This window comes from Oribacterium sp. oral taxon 102 (assembly GCF_013394775.1).
Lineage (GTDB): Bacteria > Bacillota > Clostridia > Lachnospirales > Lachnospiraceae > Oribacterium.
Genome location: NZ_JABXYT010000001.1, coordinates 1479685 through 1503315 on the forward strand (window position 1 = coordinate 1479685; position 23631 = coordinate 1503315).

At 53.6% G+C, this 23631-nt stretch carries 15 protein-coding genes; 11 read left to right on the forward strand and 4 right to left on the reverse strand.

Features of this window, described 5'->3' with window-relative positions; genetic code table 11:
- Positions 1-229 precede the first annotated feature (229 nt).
- Positions 230-1168 carry a cysteine synthase A gene (gene cysK / locus HW273_RS06770; protein WP_179011052.1) on the forward strand — a complete coding sequence of 313 codons (939 nt, stop codon included), beginning with the start codon at positions 230-232 and terminating at the stop codon, positions 1166-1168.
- A gap of 85 nt (positions 1169-1253) precedes the next feature.
- Here the strand turns inward: cysK and HW273_RS06775 are convergent, their stop codons facing one another.
- From HW273_RS06775 to HW273_RS06785, 3 genes are read right to left on the reverse strand one after another with little or no spacing between them, the layout of a single operon-like run.
- Positions 1254-1907 (reverse strand): ABC-2 transporter permease, encoded by a 654-nt coding sequence (locus HW273_RS06775; RefSeq protein ID WP_179011053.1) that lies wholly within the window; start codon positions 1905-1907, stop codon positions 1254-1256.
- A gap of 1 nt (position 1908) precedes the next feature.
- Complete coding sequence (locus HW273_RS06780; protein ID WP_179011054.1) at positions 1909-2754, reverse strand: ABC transporter ATP-binding protein; 846 nt, start codon at positions 2752-2754, stop codon at positions 1909-1911.
- Positions 2754-3128, reverse strand: coding sequence for a GntR family transcriptional regulator (locus HW273_RS06785; RefSeq protein ID WP_179011055.1), 375 nt, complete (start codon positions 3126-3128; stop codon positions 2754-2756). The genes HW273_RS06780 and HW273_RS06785 overlap by 1 nt, the downstream gene beginning before the upstream one ends.
- A gap of 240 nt (positions 3129-3368) precedes the next feature.
- Between HW273_RS06785 and HW273_RS06790 the strand changes: the two genes are divergently transcribed.
- The 4 genes from HW273_RS06790 (at position 3369) to HW273_RS06805 (ending at position 13670) form a co-directional block, all read left to right on the forward strand.
- Complete coding sequence (locus HW273_RS06790) at positions 3369-5297, forward strand: DNA gyrase/topoisomerase IV subunit B (protein WP_179011056.1); 1929 nt, start codon at positions 3369-3371, stop codon at positions 5295-5297.
- A gap of 155 nt (positions 5298-5452) precedes the next feature.
- A complete protein-coding gene (locus HW273_RS06795; RefSeq protein WP_179011057.1) occupies positions 5453-7690 on the forward strand; it encodes a DNA gyrase/topoisomerase IV subunit A in 2238 nt (745 codons plus the stop codon).
- A 191-nt stretch (positions 7691-7881) separates the two neighbouring features.
- On the forward strand, positions 7882-8964 hold the full coding sequence (gene asd, locus HW273_RS06800; RefSeq protein ID WP_179011058.1) for an aspartate-semialdehyde dehydrogenase: 1083 nt from the start codon (positions 7882-7884) through the stop codon (positions 8962-8964).
- A gap of 182 nt (positions 8965-9146) precedes the next feature.
- Complete coding sequence (locus tag HW273_RS06805; RefSeq protein ID WP_179011059.1) at positions 9147-13670, forward strand: PolC-type DNA polymerase III; 4524 nt, start codon at positions 9147-9149, stop codon at positions 13668-13670.
- 296 nt (positions 13671-13966) lie between these two features.
- On the opposite strand, the gene HW273_RS06810 is transcribed toward HW273_RS06805, so the two are convergent.
- The gene (locus HW273_RS06810) at positions 13967-14851 is read right to left on the reverse strand and encodes a GGDEF domain-containing protein (RefSeq protein ID WP_179011060.1); all 885 of its coding nucleotides are present in this window, start codon (positions 14849-14851) and stop codon (positions 13967-13969) included.
- A gap of 302 nt (positions 14852-15153) precedes the next feature.
- On the opposite strand from HW273_RS06810, the gene HW273_RS06815 reads away from it, so the two are divergent.
- The 6 genes from HW273_RS06815 (at position 15154) to HW273_RS06840 (ending at position 23619) form a co-directional block, all read left to right on the forward strand.
- Positions 15154-16248, forward strand: coding sequence for a prephenate dehydrogenase (locus HW273_RS06815; RefSeq protein ID WP_179011061.1), 1095 nt, complete (start codon positions 15154-15156; stop codon positions 16246-16248).
- Positions 16249-16375: 127 nt separating this feature from the next.
- Positions 16376-18472 (forward strand): elongation factor G, encoded by a 2097-nt coding sequence (locus HW273_RS06820; RefSeq protein ID WP_179011062.1) that lies wholly within the window; start codon positions 16376-16378, stop codon positions 18470-18472.
- Positions 18473-18623: 151 nt separating this feature from the next.
- Positions 18624-19385, forward strand: a complete 762-nt coding sequence (locus HW273_RS06825) for a SagB/ThcOx family dehydrogenase (protein WP_179011063.1) — start codon at positions 18624-18626, stop codon at positions 19383-19385.
- Entirely contained in the window at positions 19382-20437 is a 1056-nt protein-coding gene (locus tag HW273_RS06830; RefSeq protein ID WP_179011064.1) for a sugar ABC transporter substrate-binding protein, read from the forward strand. Before HW273_RS06825 ends, HW273_RS06830 begins: the two co-directional genes overlap by 4 nt.
- Positions 20418-21947 (forward strand): sensor histidine kinase, encoded by a 1530-nt coding sequence (locus HW273_RS06835; protein WP_179011065.1) that lies wholly within the window; start codon positions 20418-20420, stop codon positions 21945-21947. Before HW273_RS06830 ends, HW273_RS06835 begins: the two co-directional genes overlap by 20 nt.
- A 22-nt stretch (positions 21948-21969) precedes the next feature.
- On the forward strand, positions 21970-23619 hold the full coding sequence (locus HW273_RS06840; protein ID WP_179011066.1) for a response regulator transcription factor: 1650 nt from the start codon (positions 21970-21972) through the stop codon (positions 23617-23619).
- The last annotated feature ends 12 nt before the right edge of the window (positions 23620-23631 follow it).

A 23631-nucleotide genomic window follows, 5' to 3' on the forward strand; every position in this document is an offset into this window, starting at 1 on the left:
AGATATAGGCGATTAAAGCATTTGCAGATGGTCGGGGATGTTTCATAAGGAAAGCAATGGGAATGTCATGACACAGTGCCGGAAATGCGATTATAAGAATAGAAAAAGTTCTGTAAAAAGGAATTGACAGCGGGAGAAAAAAGATGTAGATTTTACGCAGGGGTTAAATTCCTATAAACACATGGGAATTATAGGAATTATGAAAGGCGAAGAAGGAGAGGGTAAGAAAATGGCTGATATCAGAAAAAGTGTAGTGGAGCTGATCGGGAATACGCCGCTGCTGGAGGCGGCGCGCTACAGTAAGGCGGCAAATGCCGAAGGGGCGCGGCTCCTCGCGAAGCTGGAATATCTGAATCCGGCGGGCTCGGTGAAGGATCGGATCGCGCTCGCAATGATCGAGGACGCCGAGAAGAGAGGTCTGCTTCGACCGGGGGCGACTATCATTGAGCCGACCAGCGGGAATACCGGCATCGGAATCGCTTCCGTGGCAGCCGCGAAGGGTTATCATGCGATCCTGACTCTCCCGGATACGATGAGTGTGGAGCGGAGAAATCTCCTGCGGGCGTATGGCGCGGAGCTGGTGCTGACCGAGGGGGCAAAGGGCATGAAGGGCGCGATCGCGAAGGCAGAGGAGCTGAAGCAGGAGATCGAGGGCTCCGTGATTCTCGGACAGTTCTCCAACCCGGCGAATCCGGCGGCACACCGCAGGACGACCGGACCGGAAATCTGGGAGCAGAGCGGCGGCAAGGTCGATATTTTCGTGGCCGGTATCGGTACCGGCGGGACGATCAGCGGCATCGGCGCATATCTGAAGGAGCAGAACCCCGCAGTGAAGATCGTCGCCGTAGAGCCGGCAGGCAGTCCGGTTCTCTCCGAGGGTAAGGCGGGCCCGCATAAAATTCAGGGAATCGGGGCAGGCTTCGTTCCGGAGACGCTGGATACTGGGATCTATGACGAGATCCTCACAATTGAGAATGAGGATGCCTTTGAGGAGGGCAGGCGTTTCGGACACAGCGAGGGCATCCTCGTGGGCATCTCCTCCGGCGCAGCGCTGAAGGCAGCGGTAATACTTGCAGGAAGAGAGGAGAACAGGGGCAAGACGATCGTTGCACTGCTTCCGGACTCCGGGGATCGTTACCTTTCCACAGCGCTGTTTGCAGACGCATAGGACTTAGAGTATGCGGTGACATACGGCTTTTTGGAAGAAGCTTCCCAGTGACAGCGCTGCGCTGCCACTGGGAAGCTTCTTCGTCTTAATATTCTTTTTTCTCTATGATCCGTATGCTCCACAGATAGAAAGCATAGGTAAGCAGGACAGATACAGCGGCCAAAGTAAACAGGGCGGGAATCGGGGAGAGACCGTCAAGGCGCTTTGCAATCCTTACGAAAGGATTATTTGAACCGCTGAAAACAGATTTCACGCCGAATATCAGAATGGCGATGGAGCCGAACAGGACAGAGAAAACAATCCTGCTTTTTTCCGAACCGTATTTCAGCTGAAGCGGAATCAGAATTGCAGCGAAGAGATAAAAGACGGGAATAGGGATCATCAGCATCGGCAGCGTATCTGCCAGAGGGACTGCATTACGGCGAAAAACAGCGCCGACGCAGTAGAGTGCCGCCCCGAGCCCCCAGCCTGCCGAGACCATCAGGAAGCTGAACAGATATTTTTCTCTGATATAGGTCTTCCTGTCAAACGGCAGTGTCATTAAAAATGCAAATCCGTTGTCGAATTCATCATAGCTTATGGTTCCGACTGCTGTTATCACAGCAATGATTGCGGGATAGCTGATAAGGAAAGAACCGCCTATGGTGATTCCCATGACCAATGTCATGATGAAGAAGAGCAAAAGGGTCTGCGTTCTGGTGAGGGTAAGCCGCAGATCCTTTTCTATGAGACCAAGCATATCAATTTCCTCCTGCCATCATCATGATCAGATCGTCTATCCTGCCGTTCTCGATGACAATACCAGGATAGTTTTCTGCATAAAACTGCTTCTCATTTGTAAAACACAGATATCCGAAGGGCTCTTTTTTCGCACGGAGGAGATAATGTTTGTCGAGTCTTTCATAGGTATCCGCACTGAGCTTCAGGATCGCGTAATTGCTTAATATGATGTCGGTATCCTCGTGGAGGATGATTTTGCCGTCATGGATAAGATAAATGTCATCGCACAGCCCCTCGAGGTCGGAAGAGATATGAGAGCTAAGCAGGATGGAACGCCTGTCATTGCCGAGAAGATACTGGCGGAGCAGATCAAGAATGTCGTTCCTTGCTTCGATGTCGAGTCCGGCCGTGGGTTCATCCAGAATAAGCAGCTCTGCCCGGTGACTGACAGCAACGAGTACACGGAGCTTAGCGCGCATGCCTGTAGAGAAGTCCTTTATTTTTTTGTCAAACGAAAGTCCCTGTGCTGCGCAGTTTTTTCTGAAAAAATTTTCGTCAAATGCCGGATACATTTTCCGAAGAATGCAGATAATGTCCCTTATACTAAGGTAAGCGCTGAATCCGGAATCAGACAGTGCGGCTCCGATGGAGCGCTTTTCGGTCCTGCTCAGCTCTGCCGCTTCCCTGCCGTTTATGCGGACATGCCCTCCGTCCGGCTTTATGAGCCCAAGTATCGCTTTTATTGTCGTGCTTTTGCCGGCGCCGTTTTTTCCGACGAGCCCCGTAACGGTTCCGTCCGGGATCTCCATGGAGACATTCAGTCGGAAATCGCCGTAATTTTTCACAAGCTTATCAACCTTGACCATCACAAGTCCTCCAGCAGAATCTCTACAAGCGAAAGAATATCGTCTCCGGTGAATCCGATTGCACGGGCTTTCCGGACAGCAGCTGCGAAGTCGTTCTCCACGGCCTTTCTCCGGGCTTCCATGGCAAGCAGTCGGTTGGCTGCGGCAACATAGCTGCCTTTTCCATGTACAGTAACAATAAAACCCTCTTCCTCCAGCTTGTCATAGGCTTTTTTAACAGTAAGAGCGCTGATGCGCAGCTCGCCGGAAAGTGCTCTGACAGATGGAAGAACTTCATTTTCCGCGAGTTTACCGCTCAGGATTTCATTTTTCACCTGCTCCACAAGTTGTTCATAGATCGGTACCATTGAGGAATTGTTTAAAATGATATGCACATCCCTGCCCTCCATAAACAGTATATAACAGTGTGCGGCAGACGTCAACTGTTACACACTGTTATACAATGCTGCTTCTTTGATTTTTGTGTTTCGTTGTCTAAGCTTTCACGGCGTGTACCGAAGCACTTGATTTAAAAACAAATGTACGCTATTATATTTTCCGTGTGATGCTCATTCGGAGGGAATTTCGTACAGGGCATAGACTGCGCTGCTACAGGCAGCTTTCGGGAGGATAGAATGGCAGAGAACTACAATGCAGACAGTATTACCGTGCTGGAGGGGCTGGAGGCTGTCCGCAGGAGACCGGGCATGTATATCGGCTCCGTCAGCACGAAAGGGCTGAACCATCTGATCTATGAGATTGTGGACAATTCCGTGGACGAGCATCTGGCGGGGCACTGCTCTGAGATCTGGGTGACGCTTGGTGAGGATGGTTCCTGTACCGTCAGGGATAACGGAAGAGGGATTCCGGTCGGTCTGCATAAGAAGGGGGTTTCCGCGGAGCGGATCGTAATGACGACGCTGCATGCCGGCGGGAAATTCGACGACAAATCCTACAAGACCTCCGGCGGACTGCATGGCGTGGGCTCCTCGGTCGTGAACGCACTTTCGCGCTATATGAGGATTCGCATCTATCAGGACGGTAAAATCTATGAGGATGAATATGCGAGGGGGATTCCGACGAAGGAGCTGACCGGCGGGCTGCTTCCGGTGGTCGGGAGAACGAAGGAGACCGGAACGGAGACCTGCTTCATTCCGGATGAAGAGATCTTTGAGAAGACCCGCTTCAAGGCGGATTGGTTACAGTCGCGGCTTCATGAGACCGCATATCTGAATCCGGAGCTGACGATTCATTATCGGGATGAGAGAGAGGTCCCGGCAGTGGAAGCGCAGTATCATGAGCCGGAGGGACTGATCGCTTTCGTGCGGGAGCTCAATAAGGATGCCGGCGCCCCGGTGACCCCGGCAATCTATTTCCGCGGGAGTGCGGAGCGCTCGGAGGTGGAGTGCTGCATCCAGTATACCGATTCTTTTGAGGAGAATATTCTCGGCTTCTGTAATGATATTTATACGCAGGAGGGCGGCACGCATATCGTCGGCTTCAAAACGAAGCTGACACAGATCGTGAACAGCTATGCGAGGCAGCTCGGTATCCTGAAGGAGAAGGATCCGAATTTCACCGGTGCGGATACCCGCAACGGCATCACAGCGATTGTATCAATTAAGTATCATGAGCCTGTTTTCGAGGGACAGACCAAGACGAAGCTTGCCTCGCTGGAGGCGGCGAAGCATGTCGCGGCAGTCACAGGGGAGGAGCTGGAGCATTTCTTCGATCGGAATGTCGAGGTTGTGAAGGCGGTGATCGGCTGTGCGGAGCGCTCTGCGAAGATCCGGCGGCAGGAGGAGAAGGCGAAGACCAACCTGCTCTCGAAGTCGAAGTACAGCTTCGATTCCAATGGGAAGCTCGCGAACTGCATTTCCAGGAACCCGGAGGAATGCGAGATTTTCATCGTGGAGGGAGATTCCGCGGGCGGCTCGGCACGGGGCTCCCGCAACCGTCACACGCAGGCGATCCTTCCGCTCCGCGGAAAAATCCTGAATGTAGAGAAGGCATCAATCGATAAGGTGCTCGCCAATGCGGAGATCAAGACGATGATCAACACCTTCGGCTGCGGCTTTTCGGAGGGCTACGGCAATGACTTCGACATTTCGAAGCTGCGCTACAATAAGATCATTTTGATGACGGATGCGGATGTCGACGGCAGCCATATCGACACGCTGCTTCTGACCTTCCTCTACCGCTTCATGCCGGATCTGATTCGGGAGGGGCATGTCTATGTGTCGATGCCGCCGCTGTATCTGGCGACACCGAATAATAAGAAGGAGACGCCGCAGTACCTTTATGATGAGAGTGCGCTCCTGAAGTACCGCGAGAAGCATAAAGAGGGGAGCTATGAGATCAAGCGCTTCAAGGGACTCGGTGAGATGGATCCGTCCGAGCTCTGGGAGACGACGCTGAATCCGGAGAACCGTGTGCTGAAGCGCGTCGAGATCGAGGATGCACGGCTTGCCTCCGAGGTTACGGGAATGCTGATGGGCACGGAGGTCGGTCCGCGGCGGGAATTTATCTATCAGCATGCCAATGAGGCGGTGATCGACGCGTGAATCAATTGTATCCGTTCTGCCCCGATCTCTGATCGGGAGAGCTTCGAGGTTTATCGCAGGGACAAGTCCTGCGATAAACCTCTGGCGAAGCGCTTTGAGCGGTTCAGGGCAATCGCTTGCGATTGCTTCTTTAAAAGAGAGGACGAAAGATTTAGATGGCAGAAAGAATACTAACGACAGAATTTTCGGAGGAGATGCAGAAGTCCTATCTCGACTATTCCATGAGCGTGATCACCAGCCGCGCGGTACCGGATATTCGGGACGGGCTGAAGCCGGTACAGCGGCGGGTGCTCTTCGATATGGATGAGCTGCACGTTACCCATGACAGGCCGACGCTGAAATCTGCCCGGATCTGCGGTGATACGATGGGAAAGTATCATCCGCATGGAGATGCCTCGATCTATGACACACTGGTTGTGATGGCGCAGGGCTTCAAGAGGATGCAGCCGCTCGTTCGGGGACAGGGGAATTTCGGCTCCATAGAGGGCGACTCTGCTGCCGCGCCCAGATATACCGAGGCGAGGCTCGAGAAGTTTACCGACGATGTGATGCTGCGGGACATGGAGATTACCGTCCCTTTCCAGCTGAATTATGACGAGAAGCTGCGGGAGCCTGTGGTGCTTCCGGCGCGTATCCCATATTTTCTTCTGAACGGCTCGGAAGGCATCGCCGTAGGGATGAGCACCTCCGCTCCGTCCCATAACCTTGGGGAGATCATCGACCTGCTCCTCGCCTATCTTGAGAATCCGGCGATGGACATTTCCGAGATGATGCAGTATCTGCACGGCCCCGATTTTCCTACCGGAGGTATCATCGCGAACAAGTCGGAGCTGCTGGATATCTACCGGAGCGGCTGCGGCAGGCTCAAGCTCCGCGGGAAGCTATGCTTCGAGAAGAAGCAGGGCAGGTCGGATCGGGACAAGCTCGTGATCACGGAGATTCCCTATACGATGATCGGACAGGGCATACAGAAGTTCATGCAGGACACTGCGCAGCTCGTTGAGGACAAGAAGCTGCCGGAAATTCTGGACATCTCCAACCAGTCCGACAAGGAGGGAATGCGGATCGTGCTCGAGCTTCGGAGCGGAGCGGATATCGAACGCATCACCAATATTCTCTATAAGAAGACGAAGCTCGAGGACACCTTCGGCGTCAATATGCTTGCGATCGTGAATGGGCGGCCGGAGATTCTGTCTCTGCGCGGCATCCTGAAGGAATATGTGAAGTTCCAGTATGAGCTGATCGATCGGAAGTATACGAATCTGCTCGAAAAGGAGAGCCAGAGACGGGAGATTCAGGAGGGGCTGATTGAGGCGGTCGATTTGATCGATGCCATCATTGCCCTGCTTCGGAGCTGTCAGTCGCAGGCAGACGCGAAGCAGGCGTTGATGACGGGAGAGCTGTCGAAGCTCCGGCTGAGGCCGCGCGACATGGAATTCCGAGAGCAGATACAATGCTTTCATTTCACTGAGAGACAGGCGCAGGCGATCCTCGATATGCGGCTTGCGAAGCTGATCGGACTCGAGCTCAGAGAGCTCCGGAAGGAGCACACGGAGACGCTTCGCAGGATCAAGGAATACCGCGCGATTCTCGGATCCCGAGGCAGGGCGAACGAGCTGCTGGCGCAGGAGCTCAGGGGGATCCGGGCGGAATATGCCGTGCCGCGGAGAACCCTGCTCGAGGACGGCAGAGAGGCTGTCTATGACGAGTCTGCCGTGGAAGAGATGAATGTGATCTATGTGCAGGACAAATTCGGCTATGCAAAGCTCGTGGACGAGGCGACCTATCAGAGAAATCAGGAGGCGCTCCGCGCCGAGAGCCGCTACCTGCTGCCCTGCAAAAATACCGACCGCCTGCTCCTTTTCACGGATAAGGGCAATATGTATCAGCTGAAAATGATGGATGTGCCGCTCGGGAAGTTCCGGGACAAGGGGATCCCGATCGACAATATCAGCAAATATTCCGCGAATGAGGAGGAGATCCTGTTCCTAAGTGTCCGTTCGGGGATTTCCGGAAAACAGCTGCTCTTCCTGAGCGAGGAGGGACTGGTGAAGCGCGTTGCCGCGGAGGAGTTCGATACCGCGAACCGACAGGTTTCCGCGACGAAGCTCGCAGAGGGAGACCGTCTTGTCATGGTGAAGGAATGGGATGCGGAGAGCGATATCGTGTTTGAGACCGCCGGTGGCTTCTTCCTTCGATGCGGCATTGAGGAGATTCCCGTGCAGAAAAAGACTGCGAAGGGCGTCGTCTCTGTGAAGCTTGGGAAGGGCGACAGTCTGAAGGGCTTCTACCTGCTCGGCAGCGAGAACAAAGAGATCACTGTCAATGAGAAAAAGCTCGCGCTGAACCGCCTGAAAATCGGAAAACGCGGCGGAAAAGGAACGAAGCACTGAGCAGTATATGGAAAGGGAAATGCAGCGCGATGCCCGGACATTCTTTGGGGCTATAGGAAGCATAGGCATTTGTTCTATTGTCTTTCCTGTCGCTTCGGAGTATAAATCTAAGAAACAATGACAGACATTTAATGACAAACATTTCGCATTCTCTGCCGCATTCCGGCGGGGCTGCGGCAGAGGAGATGAATATGGAAAAGCTAAAGGTTGGAATTCTGGGCGCGACGGGGATGGTAGGACAGAGGTTTGCCACGCTGCTGGCGGAGCATCCCTGGTTTGAGATTACGACACTGGCAGCCTCCCCGCGCTCCGCAGGACTTCGCTATGAGCAGGCGGTCGGAGGCAGATGGAAGCTGGAGACGCCGATGCCGGAGAAGGTCAGGGATATCATCGTGAAGGACGTTTCGAAGGTCACGGAGGTCGTTTCCGATGTAGACTTCGTATTCTCTGCTGTTGACATGAAGAAAGAGGAGATCAGGGAGATCGAGGAGGCATATGCGAAGACGGAGACGCCGGTGGTTTCCAATAACTCCGCGCATCGTTGGACGCCGGATGTTCCGATGGTTGTGCCGGAGATCAACCCGGAGCATTACGAGATCATCAAGGTGCAGCGGGAGAGGCTCGGTACGAGCCGCGGCTTCATTGCGGTGAAGCCGAACTGCTCCATTCAGTCCTACAGTCCGGCGCTTGCCGCATGGAGAGAATTCGAGCCGACGCAGGTGGTGGTTTCCACCTATCAGGCGATCTCCGGCGCGGGGAAGAACTTCGAGAGCTGGCCGGAGATGGTCGGCAACGTAATCCCGTATATCGGCGGCGAGGAGGAGAAGTCCGAGAGAGAGCCGCTCCGCGTCTTCGGCAGGATCGTCGGCAGGGAGATCGTTCCGGCAGAGAGTCCGCTGATCACTTCACAATGCATCCGTGTGCCGGTGCTGAACGGACATACTGCGACGGTCTTCGTGAATTTCAGAAAGAAGCCGACAAAGGAGGAGCTGATTGACCGTCTCGTAAGCTACAGAGGGCTGCCGCAGGAGTATGCGCTACCGTCTGCGCCGAAACAGTTCATCCAGTATCTGACGGAGGACAACCGGCCGCAGGTCAGGCTGGATGTGAATTTTGAGAACGGTATGGGCATCTCGATCGGCCGGCTCCGTCCGGACAGTCTCTTTGACTGGAAGTTCGTCGGACTCAGCCACAATACCCTTCGCGGCGCGGCAGGCGGCGGTGTGGAATCGGCGGAAATGCTGGTGAAGCTCGGGTATATCACGAAGAAGTAAGAAGCATTGGCGCTGCTTTCAGCTGTACAGAAAAAGGAACTCCTCGCATAAGGGGTTCCTTTTCCTTACCTTTTTTGTCTGCGATTCTGCATTCCTCAGAAGCATTGGAAACCTACCGCAGGCATGGTATAATATGACCCTATGCAGCATATAAAGGGGAGGACAGAGCGTAAGGACAGGCTATGAAGCATTTTTTTGAGGTATTCGAGAATCTGGAGCTTCGGGACGGGATGCTGTCCCTGTTTCAGGATGTGCTGGTTTCCCGCGTGACGATCTCCCGGGACAAGACACAGCTTCGGATCTATATTCATTCCCGGCATGTGATCGATAAGGCGGAGGTTCGGGAAATGGAGCGGGCGATCAAGACGCAGCTCTTCCCCGGGAAGAAGCTCGGCGTACGGATACTGGAGAAGTTCCGGCTGTCCGCCCAGTACAGTGCGCGGACGCTGTATGAGATGTACGGAGAATCGATCCTGATGGAGCTTCGGGATTACAATATCGTCCTTTATAATATGCTCTCCATCGGGAAGATCAGCTGGAATGATGAGGACAGTATGCAGCTGACGGTTCCGAATTCCCATCTCTACGCAAGGGCGGAGAAGGAGCTTATACAGATTCTGAAGAAGCTCTTCGAGGAGCGGTGCGGCGTAGACTACAGGCTCGAGGTGCTGTACGAGGAACGGGAAAAGAAGGAGGAGATACGGTCCTGCGATCGAAACTATGTTCCGGCAGAGCTTCGCGGGCCGACAGCGGAGACGATCCGGAAAAGGGAGGAGGGCTTCCTGCACGCCTACGATCCTTTCCAGCTGGACAGTGCAAAGAGGGCATATGAGTATCAAGGAAACGGAACGCAGACGGAGAAGCGCAACGAAACCGCAGTCTCCGAGCGAAGGACGCAGCCGATTGCAAGTCCGCAGATGGGAGCGGGAAGCGGAAAATGGGGGAGAGACGGCAACGCCCGGCGAAAATTCGCCTTCAAGCGCTCGGAATCGGAGGAGGTGCTCTATGGCAGGGACTTCTACGAGGAGCCGATAAAAATTTCCGAAGTCAGTGAGGCGAGCGGTACCGTGGTGCTGGGCGGACAAATTATTATGGTGGACGAGCGGCGGACGAAGTCCGGAAAGAATATCCTCAGCTTTTCCTTCACGGACTTTACCGATTCCATTGCATCCAAGATCTTCGTGGATGATGAGGATATGGAGGCGGCACGTGCATTCCTGAAGCCGGGAAGCCAGATTAAACTGAAGGGCGTCGTTGAGTTCGATACCTTTGATAAGGAGCTGGAGCTCTCTCACGTGAACGGGATCAAGAAATACAGCATTACACGGGAAAAGCGGCAGGATCACGCGAAGGAGAAGCGCGTCGAGCTGCATCTGCATACAAAAATGTCCGACATGGATGGGGTTTCCGATATCAACGATTACATCGATACCGCCATCTCCTTCGGTATGCGTGCGATGGCGATTACGGATCATGGCGTCGTGCAGGCGTTTCCGGATGCGGCGATTTATCTGAAAAAGATCGGACATGAGAAGGACTTTAAGCTGCTCTACGGCGTAGAGGGCTATCTTGTAGACGACCTCCAGTCCATCGTAACGAATCCGGGTGAGCAGGCGCTCCGTGCGGAGACGGTGGTTTTCGATATCGAGACGACCGGCTTTAATGCTGCGAATGACCGCATCATTGAGATCGGCGCGGTGAAGCTCCGCGACAATCAGATCGTGGATCGGATGGATGTCTTCGTGAATCCGAGGATCCCGATTCCGTTCCGCATCACACAGCTCACCTCAATCGACGATTCCATGGTGCTCGACGCAGATCCGATTGAGGAGGTGCTCCCGCGCTTTCTCGACTGGTGCGGTTCGGCTGTGATTGTAGCGCACAATGCTGAATTCGACACGGGCTTCATTCGTGCCAATGCGAAGCGGCTCGGAATTCCGTATCAGCCGACGATATTGGATACGGTCGGACTCTCCAGACTGCTGCTTCCGCATCTGAACCGTTTCAAGCTGGATACGATCGCGAAGGAGCTGAAGGTCTCCCTGGAGAACCATCACCGCGCCGTGGATGACGCCGGCGCGACTGCGGAGATCTATCAGAGGGAAATCGAAATGCTGGAGAAGCGCGGCGTGACGCGGCTTATCGACATTGACCGTCTGGATTATGACCATGCGGCAAATGTCTGCAAGCTGCCGAGCCATCACGTTATCCTCCTTGCGAAGAACGATGTCGGCAGGATCAATCTTTACCGGCTGATTTCGGAATCGCACCTCCATTACTTCAAAAAGGCGCCGCGTATCCCGAAATCGCTGCTCAAGGAAAGGCGGGAGGGACTGCTTGTCGGAAGTGCCTGCGTAATGGGGGAGCTCTTTGACAGCATGGTGCGCGGAGCGGAGGACTCCCAGCTCATGGACATTGCGTCCTTTTACGACTACCTCGAGGTGCAGCCGCTCGGGAACAATGATTTCATGCTGCATTCGGATCGCTACTCCGCGAAGACGCGGGAGGATCTGATCGAATACAATAAAAAAATCATTTCGATCGGGGAGCAGCTCGGGAAACCGGTCTGCGCGACCTGCGATGCGCATTATGTGAATCCGGAGGATGATATTTATCGGAAGATTATCATGGCGGGGCGGGGCTTCGAGGAAGAGGAGAGCGACGCCTGCCTCTATTTCCGTTCGACAGAGGAGATGCTTGGGGAGTTCGACTACCTTACGCCGAATAAGGCGAAGGAGCTGGTGATCGACAATCCGAACCGAATCGCGGATATGTGCGAGCCGATCAAGCCGGTGCGTCCGGACAAGTGCCCGCCGGTTATCGAGCATTCGGACGAGGAGCTGCGCCGGATCTGCTATGAGACCGCGCACAGGATGTATGGGCCGGAGTTGCCGAAGATTGTGGAGGACCGTCTCGAGGTCGAGCTGAAGTCTATCATCGGAAACGGCTATTCGGTGATGTATATCATTGCACAGAAGCTTGTGGACAAGTCCAATGAGGACGGATATCTGGTCGGCTCCCGAGGCTCGGTCGGCTCCTCCTTCGCGGCGACCATGGCGCATATCACGGAGGTGAACCCGCTTTCCCCGCATTATGTCTGTCCGGACTGCTTCTGGTACGACTTCGACTCTCCGGAGGTGAAGAAGTATTCCGGTATGGCGGGCTGCGATATGCCGGCGAAGAAGTGCCCGCGCTGCGGGGCGGAGCTGAACCGCTGGGGCTTCGACATTCCCTTCGAGACCTTCCTCGGCTTCAATGGAGACAAGGAGCCGGATATCGATCTGAATTTCTCCGGAGAGTATCAGGCGAAGGCACATGCTTATACCGGTGTGATCTTCGGAGACGGGCATACCTTCAAGGCGGGAACCATCGGTACGCTCGCCGACAAGACGGCGTACGGCATGATACGGAAATACTATGAGGAACGCGGTGTCGCGAAGCGGAATGCAGAGATCGACCGTCTGGTGCAGGGCTGTGTCGGCGTGCGCCGAACGACCGGACAGCATCCGGGCGGGATTGTCGTGCTGCCGCACGGGGAGGAGATCGAAACCTTCACCCCGGTGCAGCACCCTGCGAACGACAGCAGCTCTCCGATCATTACGACGCACTTTGACTACCACAAGATCGACCACAACCTGCTGAAGCTGGACATTCTGGGTCACGATGATCCGACGATGATACGGAAGCTGCAGGATCTGACCGGCATTGACCCCGTGAAGGATATTCCGCTCAGCTCGCCGGAGGTGATGAGTCTCTTCCGCTCGACGGAGGCGCTGGGCATCCGTCCGGAAGACATACAGGGTGTGCGGCTGGGCTGTCTCGGCATCCCTGAGTTCGGCACCTCCTTCGCTATGCAGATGGTAGAGGACACAAAGCCGCAGTACCTCTCTGATCTGGTGCGGATATCCGGTCTATCGCACGGGACGGACGTCTATCTCAATAATGCGCAGGATCTGATCCTGCAGGGCGTCACGACCCTGCAGAACGCGATCTGCTGCCGGGACGATATCATGGTCTATCTCATGCATATGGGGATGGATCCCGGGGAAAGCTTCACGATCATGGAAGCGACGAGGAAGCATAAGCCGCTGAAGGATGAGTGGTGCCGGGATATGCTGGAACACAATGTCCCGCAGTGGTATATCGATGCCTGCAAGAAGATCAAGTATATGTTCCCGAAGGCACATGCCGCCGCCTATGTCATGATGGCGTGGCGTGTGGCGTACTGCAAGGTCTTCTATCCGAGAGAATATTATACGGCATATTACTCGATCCGTGCGGACGGCTTCGACTATGACAAGATGTGCTTCGGACTGGACAAGCTCCGCTATTATATCAAGGAGTATCAGAATATCCCGAAGCCGACGAATACGGAGGCGCTCTGCCTCCGGGATATGAAGATCTGTGAGGAAATGTACGCCCGCGGCATCGAGTTCGCCCCGATCGACATTTACAAGGCGAAGGCGACGAGCTTCCAGATCACGGAGGACGGCAGGATCATGCCGAGCTTCAGCTGTATGGCGGGACTCGGAGAGGCAGTGGCGCAGGGGATCGAGGAGGGAGCAAGGGCAGGACAGTTCCTGTCCCGGGACGACTTCATCAACCGAACCCACTGTCCGAAGGGCTTCGCCGAGAAATTCTCCGAGCTGGGGCTGCTGGGCGATATTCCGAGCTCCAACCAGATGAGCATCTTTGATCTGCTGTAAGGCTTGTCAGGGAAATAATCGCAAGCGATTATCTTGAATCGCTCTAAGCCGCGCGGCTCCCCCGAGCAGAGCTCGGGGGCAGCAAGGAAACAATCACAAGCGATTATTTTGAACCGCTCTAAGCTCTTCGCCGGAGAGGCAGCGCAGTCCTTCGAACCGCACTAAGCCGCGCGGCTCCCCCGGGCAGAGCTCGGGGGCAGCAAAAAAGATCCGGAGACTCTTGAAGAAGGGAACCAGATCTTTTTCGGCAGACGGATTTGTTTGAAAAAATGGGGAGAGCTCGAGAGGATTCCTGCTCAGCGGATAAAGTCCTCGTGGAAGAAAAGATGGTTCTTCCGGCTTTTCGCCTGATACAGTGCGCTGTCGGCATAGGGCAGCAGCTTGGAGACCGGGGCGGAGCCCATGACGGCGCCGATGCTGGCGCTGAGCTCGAGGTCGGGGAAGCGGCGCTGCCCGAGCTCGTGGAGCCGAAGCCGGATTTTCTCGAGCTTTTCCATCAGATTCTCCCTGCTGATGTTCTGGAAGGCAAGGAAGAATTCATCTCCGCCGTAGCGGAGCACGATATCAGAGCTGCGAACCATTGCCTTGAGCTCCTGCGCAGCATCCTCGAGAAAGCTGTCTCCCTGAATATGTCCGTGGGTATCGTTCAGCTTCTTGAAATTATCGAGATCCAGCATCGCGATGGCATCCAGCCGCAGATCTGCCACCTGATCGTCGTAGTAACGGCGGTTGTGGATACCGGTCAGGGAATCTGAATAGAGCAGCGCGGAATAGCTCTCGAGCTGCTGGTGCAGAGAAGGACTATTCAGAGAATTCCGCAGAACATCTCCGGTGATTTTCTGTACAATTTCGAGTGTGAAAGGCTTTTGGTCTGCCAGAATATACTGTGAGGTAACATGATAAACATCCTCACCGATGAATTCAAACTTGGTAAGACGCGTTTTTTTCAGATAGGAAAGCAGAGAAATACAGTTTTCACAGCGCTTATTTTTGTGCCAGATTTCATGACAATGATGGCTCTGCATCCTGCAATGTCCGTTCCTGTCCATATCCACGACAAAAAGCGAAACGGCGTCTACGACCCGCACGACGTCAAAGATCAGAGAAAGCTTCTGGATAAGCTCGCAGAGCTCTTCGTGCGTGAGGACCGGATAAGGATGATCTGGATGCTGGCTTGACATTCATTCCCTCCTTATTGAGCAGGCAGATGATACGACAGTCGAATAGTACTTTGCATACAAGTTCTTAGGATGTTCCTACCATTCTATTATCTGCCGTGGGCTTCGTCAAGTATTGATTCCGGAGTAAGACTTGACCGAAGCGCGTTGAAGTGCTAAAGTGATTAAATCTGTAAGTTAAAAGTATCGGTATCGTCAATAGTATAAAAGCTGTGCATCACTTCGCAGCGCTTGCGCCGCTGATAGGTATTTGGCTGCGGAAGGGGAAGGACGCGGTGCGACGTGGCAAAGAAGAGGAGAAAACTATGAGATCTATCGCATTTATCGGCTTCGGATTGATCGGCGGCTCCATCGCGAAGGGGGTACTGAAAAAATATCCGGATACCCGGATTATGGCATTCGGCAGGAACAAATCCAATCTGGAGATTGCACAGGAGGAGGGCGTCGTCAATGTGATCCTGGAAAGTCCGTGCGACAAAAGGATTTCCGAGTGTGACATGGTCTTTCTCTGCGCGCCGGTGCAGGACAATCTCGCTTACCTCCCGGAAATCGGCAGACTGATCAAGGATGGTGCGGTGCTTACGGATGTTGGCTCGACCAAGGGGGCGATCTGCGCACGGGCGAAGGAGCTCGGGCTCGAGCGCTGTTTCGTCGGCGGACATCCGATGGCAGGTTCGGAGCAGACCGGCTACAAGGCAAGCACGGACTACCTTTTTTCCAATGCCTACTATATCATCAGCCCGATTTCCGACGAGCATCCCGAGCTGACGGGGGCACTTCGAAGGCTCGCGGAGGATCTGCAGGCGATTCCGATGCAGGTGGAGGCGGAGAAGCACGACGCGGCAGTGGCTGCCGTTTCGCATCTTCCGCATATTGTGGCGAGTTCCCTTGTAAATATCGTGAAGGCATCGGATGATGCACAGCATACGCTGAAAACGATTGCCGCAGGCGGTTTCCGGGATATCACGAGGATCGCGTCCGCGAGTCCGGCGCTTTGGGAACAAATTTGTGACAGTAATTCGCATGCGCTGGCGGCGCTGCTCGACCGTTATATCGGGATGCTCTCCGATATTTCCTTCTCCTTGAAAAAGGAGCAGAGCGATCAGAGAATCCTCCGGATGTTCGAGAGCTCGCGGGAATACCGAAATTCTATTGATGCGAAGAGCAAGGGGGCGCTCAGTGCGGACTACAGCTTCTCCGTGGATATCGCGGACGAGGTCGGCGCGATCTCTACGATTTCAGTGATCCTCGCCTCTAAGGGGATCTCTATCAAGAATATCGGCATCAACAATGCCCGCGATCACGGAGAGGGCGCGCTCCGGATCGCCTTCTACGAGGAAGAGGCGAAGGAGAAGGCGCTTACGGTGCTGAAGCGGTATCAGTATGATCTGCGAGATTGAACTTGTGAAAAAGGAATATATTTCTTGTAATATTGTCTTGATTTTAGTAAAATAAAACTAAATTTCAGAGCGTCTCTCGCCGTTTCCGATTCGGCAGGAGACGGCGACAACAGGAGGTAGGAAGAATATGAAGGTTTATGACACCGGAGCCATACGCAACGTAGTTCTCTTAGGGCATGGGGGCGCAGGCAAGACCACAGTAGCAGAGGCGCTTATGTTTGTTACCGGAGGCATCAGCCGCATGGGCTCCGTGCCGGATGGGACTACGGTATCGGATTATGATAAAGAGGAGAAGAAGAGGCACTTCTCAATCTCTGCTTCCGTGCTTCCGATCGAATACAAGGGAGAGAGCGGAGATATAAAGGTGAATATCCTCGATACTCCGGGATATTTCGATTTCATCGGCGAGGTGGAGGAGGCGGTTTCCGCTGCGGATGCCGCCGTTATCGTCGTGAACTGCAAGGCGGGGATTGAGCCGGGGACGGTCAAGGCGTGGGAGATCTGTGAGAGGTTCCGCATTCCGAGGCTGTTCTTCGTCAGCAATATGGATGACGATCACGCCTCCTACCGGCAGTTGGTGCTGGATCTTGAGAAACGTTTCGGACGCGCTGTCGCGCCGTTCCAGCTTCCGATCCGTGAGAATGAGAAGTTTGTGGGCTTTGTGAATGTCATCAAGATGGCGGGACGCCGCTTCACGAAGCTGAACGAATATGAGCCCTGCGAGATTCCGGATTATGTGGAGAAGAATCTCGGCATCGCGAGGAGCGCGCTGCTCGAGGCAGTAGCGGAGACCTCGGATGAGTATATGGAGAAATATTTCTCCGGCGAGGAATTCACGGTAGATGAGATCCAGACTGCGCTCCGCGAGAATGTGAAAACCTGCAGCGTGGTGCCGGTACTGATGGGATCAGGCACAAATATTCAGGGCTTCAATGTCCTTTTGCAGATCATTGAGAAATATTTTCCGGCTCCGAATGAGTTCGAGACCGTCGGCGTGGACGCATCCACCGGCGAGCGCTTCACAGCGAAGTATAATTCCGAGGTTTCCCTCTCCGCAAAGGTCTGGAAGACGATCGCCGATCCGTTCATGGGCAAGTACAGTCTGGTGAAGATCTGCACAGGCACCATGAAGCCGAATTCGGAGATTTATAATTCCAAAAAGGAGACGATAGAGAAGGTCGGAAAGGTTTACCTGCTCCGCGGCGGGGATTCCATCGAGGTTCCGGAGCTTCGCGCCGGAGATATCGGCGCAGTGGCGAAGCTTGCCGTGACAGAGACCGGAGATTCGATCGCCGTCCGTACCGCTCCGGTGCTCTACCATGGACCGCAGCTTTCGACGCCGTATACCTATATGGCGTACCGCGCAGAGAACAAGGCGGATGAGGACAAGCTTTCCACCGCGCTCCAGCGGATGATGGAGGAGGATAAGACGCTGAAGACCGTGGCTGATCCGGAAAACCGGCAGTCTCTGCTCTATGCAATCGGCGAGCAGCAGCTCGAGGTCACAGCCTCCATGCTGAAGGAGCGCTACAATGTCTCTATCGTCCTGTCGAAGCCGAAGTTCGCATACCGAGAGACTCTGAAGAAGACCGTCAAGGTGCAGGGCAGGTACAAGAAGCAGTCCGGCGGACACGGACAGTATGGCGATGTCATCATGGAGTTCGCCCCGAGCGGTGACAATGAGACGCCGTATATTTTCGAAGAGAAGGTATTCGGCGGCGCTGTGCCGAAGAATTTCTTCCCGGCGGTAGAGAAGGGAATCCAGGAGAGCTGCAAGAAAGGACCGCTCGCCGGCTATCCGGTGGTCGGCGTCCGGGCGACGCTGCTGGACGGCTCCTATCATCCGGTGGATTCCTCGGAGCAGGCGTTCAAGACGGCAGCGTCCATCGCATTCAAGGACGGCTTCATGAAAGCACAGCCGGTGCTGCTCGAGCCGATCGCCTCTCTCAAGGTGACAGCGCCGGACAGCAATACCGGAGACATCATGGGCGATCTGACGAAGCGCCGCGGACGTGTGCTCGGTATGACCGCACTGCACGACGGCAAGCAGATGATCGAGGCAGAGCTTCCGATGAGCAATCTCTACGGCTACAACACAGACCTCCGCTCGATGACCGGCGGCGCCGGAAGCTATGAATATGCTTTCGTCCGTTATGAGCAGGCGCCGGGCGACATTCAGAATCAGATTGTCGCAGAGGCAGCGGCGAACAAGGCACAGGACTAGGCGGCAGCAGTGCAGCGCGAGTTTTTGGGGAACCGGCAGATCTTTGCCGGTTCTCTTGTTACCCTGTGGCTTTATTATGTTACGGGAGTCCTGCAGTTGATCGCAGTGAAGAGGATTGCGTCCTGCACGGAAGCGGGAAGAGGAGGGAAGCATGAAGCGGTTTGAAGCACAAAGAGCATTTCTGAAAACGGATTTTCACAGTCTTCAAGGTGTGCAGACCGGGGCAAAGCGGGGAGAGCCCCAGCCTCCGGCGGAAAAGGCACCAGAGGCCGGACAGGAGCTGTATCCGCTTCCGGAGCCTGTGGAGGAGGTGCTTAAGAAGCGGGATATCTGGAGCTGTATTCGGGAACGGCGAAGCGTAAGGCGGTACAGCGGGGAGCGTCTTTCTCTTCCGGAGCTGTCCTATCTGCTTTGGGCAACACAGGGCGTGAGCGGACATACGGCGGCAGGGAAGCCGCTCCGCACAGTGCCGTCGGCCGGCATGACTTATACTCTGGAAACGTATCTGTTGCTTCGGGACGTAGAGGGGCTTTCTGCAGGAATCTATCGGTATCAGCCATTTTCCCACAGCCTTTTGCAGCTTCGTACCTTGGAGAACAGCGAGGCGCTGATTGACGAGCTCACCATGGGAAAGACGCAGCCGTTTCTACCGTATTTTGCCGGAAAGGCAAATGCGGTCTTTGTCTGGAGCACGGTGCCGTATCGTTCGGAGTGGAAGTTTGACACGCAGGCACATAAGAAGATTTTGCTTGACGCGGGACATGTCTGTCAGAATCTCTATCTTGCGGCAGAGTCGATTGACGCAGGTGCCTGCGCGCTGGGAATCTATGAGCAAAAGGGGATGGACAGGCTGCTGGGACTGGACGGCGAGGAGGAATTTGTGATTTATCTTGCCGCTGTGGGGAAAAAATGACTTCCGGAAAAGACCATGAGAAATTTTCAGTTCATCTCAAAGCATATCTGTCTGTATTTCAGCTGCTGCTTGGCATAGGGCTTCTTACATTGACACTATATGTCGGATGGAGATACCACCGGCTGACGCATCAGGCGGGAGAAAACGAGTTGCCTGCGTACAGCTACAAATATCATATTTCAATGATTACCGGTCAGCAGCAAAGTGCATATTGGAGAAGCATTTATGAGGCGGCAAGAGAGGAGGCTGCGAAGAAGGGGGCTTATGTAGAGCTTATGGATGAACAGCTTGTAGATCGGCTTTCCGTTTGCGAACTGCTCGACATGGCGTATTACAGCCATACGGACGGTGTTCTCCTCTACCCAGAGGATGATGATGCAGTCAGACGCCGGATCGATAAGCTGGTTGCAGCAGGAATCCCTGTTGTTACGATGGAGCGGGATGCAGCGGGCACAAAGCGAACCGGCTTTGTTGGGGAAAACGAATATTTCCTTGGGAGAGAGTTTGGACGCAGGATTCTGGCTATGGACACCGGCGGGAGACATTCTATTTCTGTCCTTGCGCCGTCCAAGACGTTTGGGAGCGGCAATCAGTTTTGGTTCCAAAGCGGGATTGCTTCCGCTATCGGAACGGAGGACTATGTCTTGGATATTCAGCTTGTAGCGGAATCGGATGGGCTTACCAATGCAGAGGCGGTCATCAATCAGCTTCTTTGCCGTACAGAATCGATGCCAAATCTTGTCATTTGTCTGGATCAATCCACAACAGAGCTTGCCTACCAGATTATTAAGGACAGAGGGCTGGGAAAGCACATAGATATTCTGGGAAGCTGTCTTTCTGACATCATTAAAGAGGGCATCCGGGATGGAGGCATTCAGGCCGCAGTCACGATCGATCCGGATTCGCTCGGACAGAGGGCTGCGCATGAACTGATTCGTTATCTTGAGCATCATCTCGCAAACTATTTCACAGATGCCGGTCTATGCACCATCACGCGGCAGAATCTGGAGCAATATGAAGAGGGAGCGAGGTATGAAAATCATTCCGAATGACAGAGTTTCCGGAATCGCGCAGGAGAACACAGGCAGAAGGAAAGGCTTTTTGTCTCTCAGGCTTCGTCTGCTTATTCCTGCGATTTTCCTTTTATTGCTGCTTCTCCTTATGAATGTCTTTCTCTTCAAGCGAGTAAATCGCGGCATCCGGAGGCTGAATTCTGCATATGATACCAGCATTCAGCTTACGGAGCTGCAAAATGGGCTCACTGAGCTGCAACGTGCCTTTGACAGTTATATCAATACGCAAAGCGACGCAGCATTGCAGGCATATCAAAACGCCTTCGAGCTGTTTCAGAATAGACTGGGGAACGTCCCCAGTGAGATCAGCGACCAGCCTGCTAGGCAGCTGGAACGTACAATCAGGGAGCTTTCCGATTCCTATCTGCTTTTGACGGGACAGGCCGTGAGAAAAAAGCAGAGAGGCGGTATTGCAGACTGCAGAGAGGAATTCATCAAAGCAAGAACTGTATATGGCTACATCCTTTCCAATTGTCGTTCACTGGAGCTTCTGCGTTTCCAGCTTAATTCAGACAATTATGATATTCTCTACCATTCTTTGGAAAATCTTGAACAGATTATTCTTCTGATTTTGTGTACCGTGAGCATCTATATGCTGATAATCTTGTGGACCGTTATTTCAACCGTTATCCGGCCGCTGCGCGAGCTGTCAGACAGGGCCCTGGAGGTAGAGGGAGGAAACCTGGATATCGCCTTTCCGGAAGTCAGACACGAGGATGAGGTCGGGACACTCACGCGTACCTTCAGCAGTATGCTGCAAAGTATCCGGGCGGATATTACGAAGATCAAAGCCGCTGCAAGGCGGGAAATGGAGATGCGGGAGAAGGAATTAAAGATGGATGCGCTGCTTAAGGATGCACAGCTGAAATATTATCAGGCACAGCTCGACCCGCATTTTCTTTTTAATACCTTGAATGCGGGGCAGCAGCTTTCCATGATGGAGGATGCCGAACGAACCTATGCTTTCCTGAACCACACAGCAGCGTTTCTCCGTGGTCAGCTCAGAGGAAATGGGAGAGAATCCACGATTCAGGATGAGCTTGTTTTGGTGGACAACTATATATACATTATGAATGTCCGTTTCTCCGGTGAGTATACGTTGAAAAAAGAAATTGACGACCGGCTTCTGGAGGCAGCCTTCCCGGGTATGGTGCTTCAGCCGATTGTAGAAAACAGTCTGAAATACGCTTATGATCCGGATTTTTCGGGGGACAAGCTCATAACTATACGGGTAAGCAGGGAGAACGAAAGGTATGCGCTGATTGAGATCCAAGATAACGGCTGCGGTATTCCGGAGAAAAAGCTGGAGGAGATCCGCAGCGGAGAAATCAATTTCAGCAGAAATCCAAAGGAAAGCGGCGTGGGCCTGAAAAATGTCAGGGAACGGTTGAGGCTGTATTATCAAAAAGAGGATGTTTTCAAAATCGAAAACGTGAATGGAACCAGAGTGCGGATCAGCGTCCCTGTAAAGAAATGCAGTATAGGCTGAGGATGGCTATAACAGAGGAAGTATGTACAGAATTTTAATAGCGGATGATGAGGGAATCGTCAGGGATTCCCTGAAGTTTATCATTGAAAGGGATTTCGGCTCCGACTGCGAGGTGTTTTCAGCGAAAAGCGGACGGCAGGCGATCGAGCTCTTTGAAGCGGAACGACCGGACATTGGTCTGATTGATATTCAGATGCCGGGCATTAACGGCCTCGGCGCTTTGGCAGAAATGAAGAAGCAGAATCCGAAATTCAAGGCGCTTATTCTGACGGCATACGATAATTTCGAGTATGCCGCAGAGGCAATCAAGCTGGGAGCTGCGGATTACCTCATGAAGCCTATGGACCGGAAAAAGGTGGGCGAAGCACTGAAGAAGCTTATGTATGAGCTGGATGGAGAACGCGCCAAACGACAGCAGGATCTGAAGATACAGGAGCGGATGGAGACGGTTATTCCCATTATTGAGAACGGCTTCGTTATGTCCCTTATTACCCGGGATGAATACTGTTATGCGGGAAACAAATACAGAAGTCTTTTGAACGTGGAGGAGAACTACGGCTATGTCCTGGCGCTTGAGTGGGGAGAGGGCTTTGACAAGGATGGTCCCGGCAATCCAATCGGCGCGTCTGTCCGTGCCCGGAAGTTTATTCCGAAGATGAACGGACAGATAAGAAGTTGCTTTAAGGTATTTCTGTCTGATGCGATGGGTAATAAGATTATCTGTGTGGCGCCGACGGAAAGGGAGGAGCTTTCGTACAAGGAGCGTCTGCGCAGGATTGAGAAGGTTCGTGCCATGACCACATCTCTGCGGGAAATAACAGGTATTGACTTCAAAGCGGGTATCGGATCCGTAAGGACATGGGAGGAAATGTACAATTCCTATCATGAAGCCCTGAATGCACTTCGGCACGGCGTCCGTAAGGTTACACATATTGACGACCTTGCAGCATGGAATACAGGGGACAGGCAGCAGGCGGAGGCTCGAAAAAATATTCTCAACGCACTTCGAAGGGGATCAGAAATAGAGATACGCAGGGAGGCGGAGTGGATGATTTCCTATTTACTGCAACCGGAGGCGTATCGTACGATGCCTGTGTCGGTGGCGGACACCTGTATGGACGAGACGGATGGCGCCGCAGAAAGCAGGATAGAGCACGCCCGCATTGTCATACTGGAAATTCTCATGGCAGCCCGCCAGCTTGCTTCCGAACAGGGATATCTCCCTCTGGGGGATGCGGAAATCGCAGTTGTCAAGGCAGCAGATGCGAAGGAACTGCAGACGGCCTTCCTCGATGCAATGCTGCAGTATGGCAGAAGGGTGTTTTTGGCAGGACAGAGGACGGATACGGTAGCGGGCAGAGCGAAGGAATATATGAGGAAAAATTTCCAGAGGGATCTTTCACTGGAGTCTGTGGCAACAGAACTGAATATCAGTCCATATTACTTCAGTAAGCTTTTCAAAGAGGGAACCGGAGAAAATTTCAGCGATTTTCTCACAGACCTTCGGATTGGAAGAGCCAAAACACTGCTGTACGAGAATCCGGAACGGAATATAAAGGAAATATGCATAGAAGCAGGGTATACAAATCCAAATTACTTTTCCAGAATTTTCAAAAAATATACAGGTATGACGCCGACAGAGATGAGAGACCGGCTGCGGGAGGGTAAATAACGTCATTTGCAT

Coding starts and splice junctions, on each gene's coding strand:
- cysK (WP_179011052.1), top strand. CDS start 230: ATGGCTGATATCAGAAAAAGTGTAGTGGAGCTGATCGGGAATACGCCG.
- HW273_RS06775 (WP_179011053.1), bottom strand. CDS start 1,907: ATGCTTGGTCTCATAGAAAAGGATCTGCGGCTTACCCTCACCAGAACG.
- HW273_RS06780 (WP_179011054.1), bottom strand. CDS start 2,754: ATGGTCAAGGTTGATAAGCTTGTGAAAAATTACGGCGATTTCCGACTG.
- HW273_RS06790 (WP_179011056.1), top strand. CDS start 3,369: ATGGCAGAGAACTACAATGCAGACAGTATTACCGTGCTGGAGGGGCTG.
- HW273_RS06795 (WP_179011057.1), top strand. CDS start 5,453: ATGGCAGAAAGAATACTAACGACAGAATTTTCGGAGGAGATGCAGAAG.
- asd (WP_179011058.1), top strand. CDS start 7,882: ATGGAAAAGCTAAAGGTTGGAATTCTGGGCGCGACGGGGATGGTAGGA.
- HW273_RS06805 (WP_179011059.1), top strand. CDS start 9,147: ATGAAGCATTTTTTTGAGGTATTCGAGAATCTGGAGCTTCGGGACGGG.
- HW273_RS06810 (WP_179011060.1), bottom strand. CDS start 14,851: ATGTCAAGCCAGCATCCAGATCATCCTTATCCGGTCCTCACGCACGAA.
- HW273_RS06815 (WP_179011061.1), top strand. CDS start 15,154: ATGAGATCTATCGCATTTATCGGCTTCGGATTGATCGGCGGCTCCATC.
- HW273_RS06820 (WP_179011062.1), top strand. CDS start 16,376: ATGAAGGTTTATGACACCGGAGCCATACGCAACGTAGTTCTCTTAGGG.
- HW273_RS06825 (WP_179011063.1), top strand. CDS start 18,624: ATGAAGCGGTTTGAAGCACAAAGAGCATTTCTGAAAACGGATTTTCAC.
- HW273_RS06830 (WP_179011064.1), top strand. CDS start 19,382: ATGACTTCCGGAAAAGACCATGAGAAATTTTCAGTTCATCTCAAAGCA.
- HW273_RS06835 (WP_179011065.1), top strand. CDS start 20,418: ATGAAAATCATTCCGAATGACAGAGTTTCCGGAATCGCGCAGGAGAAC.
- HW273_RS06840 (WP_179011066.1), top strand. CDS start 21,970: ATGTACAGAATTTTAATAGCGGATGATGAGGGAATCGTCAGGGATTCC.